Here is a 7,841-nt window from a genome sequence, read left to right as displayed (position 1 = left end):
TCGTTGCTGTTGTAGGCGATCACCAGGTGTGTCACGCCGTGGGTTTCGAGCACGTCCTCGTCGAACCGGGACAAGCCGGCCCGGCCCCAGGACGGAGCCGTTGATGGTGCGTCGAGTCGGATGCGGTTTCCTGCGATGCCTCGGTTGACGACGGCGATCCCGGCATCAGCGGGAAGCAGGGCTGCGGTGTACTGCGGCCACCCCATGGCCGTGCTGGATGCCCCGAGGCATACGACCACCGCCTTCGCCTCGGCTCCGGCCACCTCGACGGTACGCAGGAAAGGACCTCCCGGAGGCAGGGACCAGCCGTTCCCGTCAGACTCGGGTCCGGTGCCGGTGTTGGTGTTGGTGGCAGGGAATTCGCGCGATGCGTCGGCCCCCATCGGCGTCGATCCTTCGAGCGGGAACGCCCGTGATCCTACGAAGTCGCCCGACAGGGACCGGTCGAACGTGAATCCGTTCGCTGACGTGTAGGGCGTGGACTCGGGCAGATACAGATCGACGACGATCTCGTCGCCGTGGCTGACGGTCAGGTCGACCGGGTCGGTCCACCGCGATGTGCCGGCCGGGATCTCAAACGATGACTGCCCGTCGATGGAGACCTCGACGTACCGTCCGCAGACGCCGATGGCGCTTCGTGCGATCCGAACGGTGCCGTCCCCGAAGAGATTGGACAGCTCCACCCGGACGCGGCTGCCGCCGATGCTCGCGGGCACGGTCATGCGGACGGTGACATCGTCGAAAGGCGGCTCGTCATCCTCACCGCGGAAGTCGGTGATGGCCTGGGTCCAGGTCGGCGCCCAGCCCATGCCGTCGTCGGTCTCGTGTGTGCTCAAGCTGGCCTCTTCTTCGTCTGCTGTGGGTCGGCTGCCGGGTGTCGATGTCACTCGGCCTGGTCGGCGGCGGTGAAGAGGTCGAGGAATCCGGACGGTGCGTTGTCGCCGATCATGAGGTTCAGCATGTCGTGCGCCTCGGCATAGAAGGGTTCCGTTCGGGCGAACAGCGCCGCTTCGTAGGCGGTGAGAGCCTCCTCGACGTCGTTGGGGTGAGCGGCGATCGCCTTGCCGAGTTCGGCGCCGTCGAACATCGCCAGGTTTGCGCCGTCACCGGACGGCGGCATCAGGTGTGCGGCATCGCCGACAAGCGTCACTCCGGGCACGCGCTCCCATCGGTGTCCGTCCGGGAGGGTGTGGATCGAGCGGGCGACCGGAGCGGTCTCGCCGTCGGTGATCAGTGCGGTGAGCTCCGGGGCCCAGCCGTGGAACTCGGCCGCGATCCGGGCGGTCGCGGCGGCGGCGTCGGTGAAGTCGATGGCGGCGATCCACTCGGCGGAGCGGTTCAGCGCGACGTACGTGTGCAGGATGTTTCCCGCCTCGCGGTGCGCGATGATCCCTTTGCCCGGAGCCAGTGCGTACATCGCGCCGACACCGACCGCCTCGGCCGCCGCGGGGTGCCGCTCGTCGGCGTGGTACAGGTAGACGTCGATGAATGTCGTGCCGGTGTAGCTCGGTTCGGCGTCGGAGAGCAGCGGGCGGACCTTCGACCAGGCGCCGTCGGCGCCGACGAGGAGACCGGTGGTCACGGTCGTGCCGTCGGTGAAGGTCAGCTCGTGTCGGCCGTCGCCGAGGGGCCGGACACCGGTGGCCTTGCGTCCCCACCGGACCGTCTGATCGGGCAGGGAGTCGAGCAGGATCCGGCGCAGGTCTCCGCGGAGCACTTCGGGACGCCGCCCCGCGCCGTCGTCCGGCGCCTCGAACAGCACCTTGCCGTCCTGGTCGAGCACGCGCGACGCCTCGGCGCCCTCGTGGATGATCGCGCGGAACTCGTCGGTGAGGCCGGCGTCCGCGAGCGCGCGCTGCCCGTCGGCCTCATGGATGTCGAGCTGCCCGCCCTGCGTGCGGAACTTTTCCGAGGGATCGGCCTCGTAGACCGTCGCCTGGATGCCGTGGACGTGCAGGACCCGGGCGAGGGTCAGGCCGCCGAGGCCGGCGCCGACGATAGCGATCGGATGGTGGCTGGTGTTCATGGGCTTCCTCGTTTCCGCACGGCGCAGCGTCGGGCACGCACCCGACGTCCATTTGGACCGGCGTTCCATAAGCAATATGGAACGCCGGTCCAGGGTGTGTCAAAATGAGGTCATGCAGCGGACGCGAGGAAGAGCACCCACCGGGGGGCGGGCCGACGCCCTCTCCCAAGAGCTGATCGTCGGCGCGGCCGTCTCACTGCTGGACGAGCTGGGCGAGCGGGGGCTCACCTTCAGGCTGCTGGCCAAAGAGCTGAACACCGGGCCCGGCGCGCTGTACTGGCACGTGGCGAACAAGGACGAGCTGGTCGCCCTGGCCGCCGATCAGGTGCTCGGCCACGCCTTCGCCGCGCACGCGAGCCCTGAGGAAGAGACCGGCTCTGGGCTGCGCGCGCTTGCCGTCGCCGTCTTCGACGCCCTTGACCAGCACCCGTGGGCGGCGTCCCACGTCTCCGCGCCGCCCACGCTGGCGAACGCGCTGCGCCTGCTCGACCGCATCGGCACCCTGGTCGCACGAACCGGGCTGCCGGCCGACCGGCATTTCGCGGTCGCCACCGCGATCTCCTACTACATCACCGGCGTCAGCGCCCAGATCATCACCCCGCGCACCACCCACGACGCGACCGTCAGCCGCGACGACTTCCTCGCCGAGACCGCCCAACGCTGGGAAGAACTCGACCCGGCCGACTACCCCTTCCTGACGCGCACCACCCAGCACCTGCGCGACCATGCCGATCGTGACCAGTTCATCGCCGGCCTCGACATGCTCCTGGACGGCCTGAACACGACCGCGGACCCGCGACCGCCCGCATGACTTCACGGTCCGGACACTGCGGAGTCGATCGCTCGGCCATCCGCGCCGCCGTGCACCGGCGCGGGTTGAACTCGGTCATCGCCAACTCGCGGGCGAGGAGACTCCGGGCCGGGCTCAGCCTGGTGAACGGCAGCCGCCACTGCCCGGTCGGATGACTCGCCGGGCGGCGAAGAACGCCATGGAAGTCCCGACCGGTCGTGTCGCCGAAGACCCGGGGACGTCGCGCCGACCAGCAAGGGCACGGACTGCACGACCGGTTCGTCATCGGCGAAGATGCCCGATGCGGCACCGTGCGGTTGCCGGCGGCCCGTCATGTGTCGAACTCCACCTGGGCAGCGAGCGGAAGGCCGAGTGTCAGCCCTTCGTCGGCGATGCGCCGTCGGGCGAGAGCGATCTCCTCACTCGTGCGCAGGTTCAGGGCCTCGATGACGTTGCGGCGGCTCTATATCCAGCTCACCAGCCCGCAGCTGTTCCGCGCAGTGCCGGGTTCCGCCGCTGCCGTGTCGTCGACTTCGGCGATGGCCACCATGTGTGTCGGCGGCCAACTTCGTTGCGGAACCGCTGGTTGGCCTGCCCACGCGATGAAGCTGCTGGTAGACGGATTCACGGTTCCCGACCGACACGCTGTGGCCCCGGAACGCCGCGTCGGCGGAGGCCACCCGCCTCCGCCGACGCCGTACCGTGCGACGTCACACGGCAGGTCACGCCACGGTCAGCGTGATGGCTCCCGTGTAGGTGTTCCCGGCGGTCAGGGCCGTCTCGGTGCCGTCCACCGTCATGACCAACGACTTGCCCGACGGCGCCTTGACGGCCGCGTCGGCGGCGACGGTCAGCGCGGTCAGGTACGAGGTGCCGGTGACGGTCCACGCCGAGCCGCTGTTCAGGCGGACGACCACGCCGTTGTTGACGGCGGGCCGCACGGTGTTGGTGACGATGCCCAGCTCGTAGAAGGCGGAGGAGTCGATCGTGTCCACCCGGTGCCTGGTCCGGGAGGCCGAGATGACGCCCTCGACCGTGGCGTCCTCGAAGGTGAGGACCATGTTCTTGCCCTTGCGCACGCCGTTGTAGAAGTCGCCCTTCAGCGCGATGGAGGAGAAGGTGGCGGCCGAGTCGGCGGCGTGGGCGGCGGTCACGTCGAAGGAGGCGTCCTTCGCGGGGTCGCCGGTGGGCTCGGTGTAGACGCCCACGTTCATCATCTTGCCGTCGACGTTGACCGGGCCCGGGTCGTCCAGCTCGATCATCTGCAGGATGACGCCGTCACGCGGGTTGAGGCGGGCGCCCTTGGCCCCGTCGACGGTGATGGCGGTCTGCTGGCCCTTGTTGAGGAAGGTCGCCCGCTCCGAGTTGACGACCGTGCCGCCGTCCAGGGTGAGGGTGCCGGCGCCGAAGAACATGTAGCCGAAGTGCCCCGAGTTCACGACCGTGTTGCGCGCCGGGAGGTCCGCCAGCTCGGCGCTCGACAACCCCAGCCCGAGCTCCGTGTTCAGTGCCGCAACGACGGCCGGGGTGCTGTCGCCGTAGTGCACGACCGCGGCCGGGCCCGCGATGATGGTGGCGTAGCTGCCGACGTCGAAGCGGCAGCCGAGGACGCGGACCACGGCGTCGCCGATGGCGTAGGTGCCGTAGCCGTACGCCCCGGTGTTGCCGACGTGGCTGTTGACCGCCGTCAGTTTCAGCCCACTGCCGCCCTCCACTGACAGGGCGCCCCAGGTCTCCGAGAAGACGATGGAGCCGAGGTAGGTGGCGGTGCTGTCCTTGCCGAGGAGGTTGGTGGAGCGGACGTTTCCGTCGAGGCCGAGCATCCAGGGCACCGACTGCATGTACGGGGTTTCGACGGTGGCCTGGTAGTCGGCGGGCAGCACACCGTTGCGGCAGCGGATGAAGGAGTTCTTCACGACCACGTCGGCGCCGTCGTCGGCGATGACGGCGGTGCGGACGACTCCCTTGTTGGTGATGCGGGCCCCGTCCAGGACCAGCCGGGTGGAGGCGCCGGCGCCGACCACCGCGGCGCCGTAGCCGGCGAAGTCGCTGCGGCCGTTGCCGGTGAGGGAGATGGTGGGCCGGTTCAGCGTGTAGGCGGCGTCTCGCACGTACACGCCGTCGAAGCACTCGCCGGTGGAGGTGATCGACACGTTCCTGGCGAAGGAGTCGGTGAGCCTGCCGCCGACCACCGCCGCGAGGACGGACTTGTCGCGGACCACGCCGTCGCCGTCGACGTAGAGCGCCTGCCGGAAGGGGAAGGTCAGCGTCTGGTACGTGACCTCGTTCCGCGCCGTCACCGTGAGGACCACGTCGCCGCGGTAGGTGCCCGGCTCGACGAGGGTCGCGGTGCCGCCGGTCTCGGTCAGCAGCTGGCCGGTCTCCACCCCGTCGACGGTGAGGGTGAGGCTGTGGCCGTCCGGGGCGACGATCCGCCCGCCCTCCGCGATCGTCAGCCGGCTCACCCGCGTGGTCGCCGCGAGCTCGTAGGTCTCGCCGGAGCCGATGGTGATCCGGTTTCCGCTCACGACGGGCGCGGCGACGGCGGAGGCGGCCGGAACCAGCAGGGCTCCGGCCGTGGCGGAACCTGCGATCAGGATGGAGCGTCGGGTCATCAGCGTCATTGCGTGCCTTCCACGGTTCGAGTGCGCTGTCGCGCAGCGTGACGAACCGGCCCGCGGGGCATGCGGCGGGACGGTCCGGGACAGAGCACCTGGGGTGCACGACGGAGTGAACCAGCCCTGTACAGAGGTCAATAGGCACCTCACACACGCATCCCGGAACCCGATGCCTCGGATCGGGCGGCCCGTTCCATGGCAATCACACAGAGTGGCCACAGGGTGGCCGGGGCGCGGACACGACGACGAGGCGGGCGGCGTCCGCGCCGTCCACCTCGTCGTTCAACTTCTGTTGTGCCGGCGATGCGTTTTACGCGGGGGCGATCATCCCGGCCGACAGGTCGATGTCCGCGCCGCACAGGCCCGGCATGGCGAGCATCGCCAGCAGGGCGCGGGCAACCTCTTCCTCCTCGACGAGCCGGCCGAGGGCCGCCCGGGAGGCGAAGTCGCGTTCGGCCTCCTGGACGGAGCAGCCGGTCAGTTCGGCGGTGAGCCGGAAATTGCGGTCCATGCGCGGGCCGCGGACCGGTCCGGGCGACAGGGAGTTGACGGAGACCCCGTGCGGGCCCACCTCCCCCGCCAGGGTGCGAGTGAGCCCGAGCAGCGCCATCTTGGAGGCGGTGTAGGGGGTGCGGTTGAGCAGCGGGCGCTTGCCGCTGACCGAGGCGACGTTGACGACGTCGCCCCGCCCGGCCGCGGTCATGCGGGGCAGGAAGGCCCGGCACATGAGGTAGACGCCGCGGACGTTGACCGCGAACACCTCGTCCCACTCGTCCGGCTCGATGTCGACGAGCGGCCGCACCGGGCCTGCGACGCCTGCGTTGTTGACGAGCAACGACACGTCCTCGTCGGCTAGTTCGGTGGCGAGCCGGGTGACCGACGCCGGGTCGGCGACATCGCACACGGCGGTGCGGGCCGCGCCGCCCTGCTCGGTGACGCGGGCCGCCGCCTCCGTCAGCGCTCGCTCGCTCCGGCCGACCAGGACGACGCGGACGCCGGCGCCGGCCAGGGCCAGGGCGAACGCCCGCCCCAGCGGCCCTCCCCCGCCCGTCACGAGGGCGGTGCGCCCCTGGAGGGTCATGCGGTGTTCCACGGCAGCTCGTCCCCGGCGGCCCGCGCGGCACGTACGTCGCCGGAGCGGGCGTGCCCTTCGAACAGCTCCACCCGGGAGGCCCGCCCGCACACCCGGCCGAGCAGGGCCTGCGAGGCGGTGTCGGTGACCTCCTGGTAGGTCACCGTCTTGAGGTACTTGCCCACCCACAGGCCGCCGGTGTAGCGGGCGGCGCCGCGGGTCGGCAGTACGTGGTTGGTACCGATGACCTTGTCGCCGAAGGACACGCAGGTGCCCTCGCCGAGGAACAGGGCACCGTACTGGGTCATCCGCGCCAGCGCCTCGCGCGGCCGGCGGGTCAGCACCTCGACGTGTTCAAAGGCGAACTCGTCGGCCAGCGCGTACATCTCGTCGAGCGAGTCGACGACGTGCACCTGGCCGTGGTCGCGCCAGGCGGGCTCGGCGAAGTCACGGGTGGGCAGGCCCGGCAGCAGCCGCTCGACCTCGGCGATCGTCTTCTGGGCGACCTCGCGGGAGGTGGTGATCAGTACGGCCGGGGAGTCGGGGCCGTGCTCGGCCTGGGAGAGCAGGTCGACGGCGCACACGAACGGGTCGGCGTGCTCGTCGGCGAGGACCAGGATCTCGGTCGGGCCGGCGAACAGGTCGATGCCGATCTCGCCGAACAGCTGCCGCTTGGCCTCGGCGACGTAGGCGTTGCCGGGCCCGGCGATCAGGTTGACCGGCTGCATGGTGTCCGTGCCGACGGCCATCGCGGCGACCGCCTGGACCCCGCCGAGCAGCCAGATCTCGTCCGCGCCGGCGAGGTGCATGGCGGCGACGGTGGCGGCGGGTATCTCCCCGCGGATGGGAGGCGTGCAGGCGACCACCCGCGGGACGCCCGCGACCTTGGCAGTGACGATGGTCATGTGGGCGGAGGCGGTGAGCGGGTAGCGGCCGCCGGGGACGTAGGCGCCCGCCGCCTGCACGGGGACGTGCTTCTGCCCGAGCCGCACGCCGGGCAGCGTCTCCACCTCGAACTCCTTCAGGGAGTCGAGTTGGTGGCGGGCGAAGGTGCGGACCTGGTCCTGCACGAACCGGATGTCGTCGATGACCTGCTGCGGCACCGACGCGACGATCTTCTCGACCTCCTCCTCGCTCAGCCGGAAGAATTCCGGGCTCCACTTGTCGAACTTCTCGGAGTACGCGCGTACAGCGTCGTCACCGCGCTCGCGGATGTCCGCGATGACACCGGCGACGGTCTCGCGCACCTGGTCGAGGGAGGCGGCGACCTCCGCCTTGGGGACGGCGTGCTTCAGGATCTCTGACACGACTGGGGCCTTTCTGGTGGTCGTGGGA

6 protein-coding genes are annotated in these 7,841 nt (G+C 70.4%); 1 reads left to right on the top strand and 5 read right to left on the bottom strand.

The features are described 5' to 3' along the window. Both M8J74_RS38585 and M8J74_RS38580 read right to left on the bottom strand, forming a co-directional pair. The coding region (locus M8J74_RS38585) for an SGNH/GDSL hydrolase family protein (RefSeq protein WP_505016718.1) at nt 1-809 on the bottom strand (809 nt) is incomplete at its 3' end. Nucleotides 810-883: 74 nt separating this feature from the next. Next, nucleotides 884-2,026: an FAD-dependent oxidoreductase gene (locus tag M8J74_RS38580; RefSeq protein WP_249840899.1), complete on the bottom strand. Its 1,143-nt coding sequence runs from the start codon at nt 2,024-2,026 to the stop codon at nt 884-886. A 112-nt stretch (nt 2,027-2,138) separates the two neighbouring features. Here M8J74_RS38580 and M8J74_RS38575 point away from each other — a divergent pair, with 112 nt between their 5' ends. Next, entirely contained in the window at nt 2,139-2,837 is a 699-nt protein-coding gene (locus M8J74_RS38575; protein WP_249840898.1) for a TetR/AcrR family transcriptional regulator, read from the top strand. A gap of 701 nt (nt 2,838-3,538) precedes the next feature. Here M8J74_RS38575 and M8J74_RS38570 read toward each other — a convergent pair. The 3 genes from M8J74_RS38570 to hisD form a co-directional block, all read right to left on the bottom strand. Then, entirely contained in the window at nt 3,539-5,431 is a 1,893-nt protein-coding gene (locus M8J74_RS38570; RefSeq protein ID WP_249840897.1) for a hypothetical protein, read from the bottom strand. A gap of 313 nt (nt 5,432-5,744) precedes the next feature. Beyond that, nucleotides 5,745-6,515, bottom strand: coding sequence for an SDR family NAD(P)-dependent oxidoreductase (locus tag M8J74_RS38565; protein ID WP_249840896.1), 771 nt, complete (start codon nt 6,513-6,515; stop codon nt 5,745-5,747). Next, nucleotides 6,512-7,813: a histidinol dehydrogenase gene (gene hisD / locus M8J74_RS38560; RefSeq protein WP_249840895.1), complete on the bottom strand. Its 1,302-nt coding sequence runs from the start codon at nt 7,811-7,813 to the stop codon at nt 6,512-6,514. Before hisD ends, M8J74_RS38565 begins: the two co-directional genes overlap by 4 nt. Nucleotides 7,814-7,841: the final 28 nt, after the last annotated feature.

Origin of the sequence: Streptomyces panaciradicis (assembly GCF_023516615.1) — a bacterium.
Lineage (GTDB): Bacteria > Actinomycetota > Actinomycetes > Streptomycetales > Streptomycetaceae > Streptomyces > Streptomyces panaciradicis.
The sequence above is the reverse complement of the archived record's forward strand: the minus strand, read 5'-3'. Positions and strand labels throughout refer to the sequence as shown.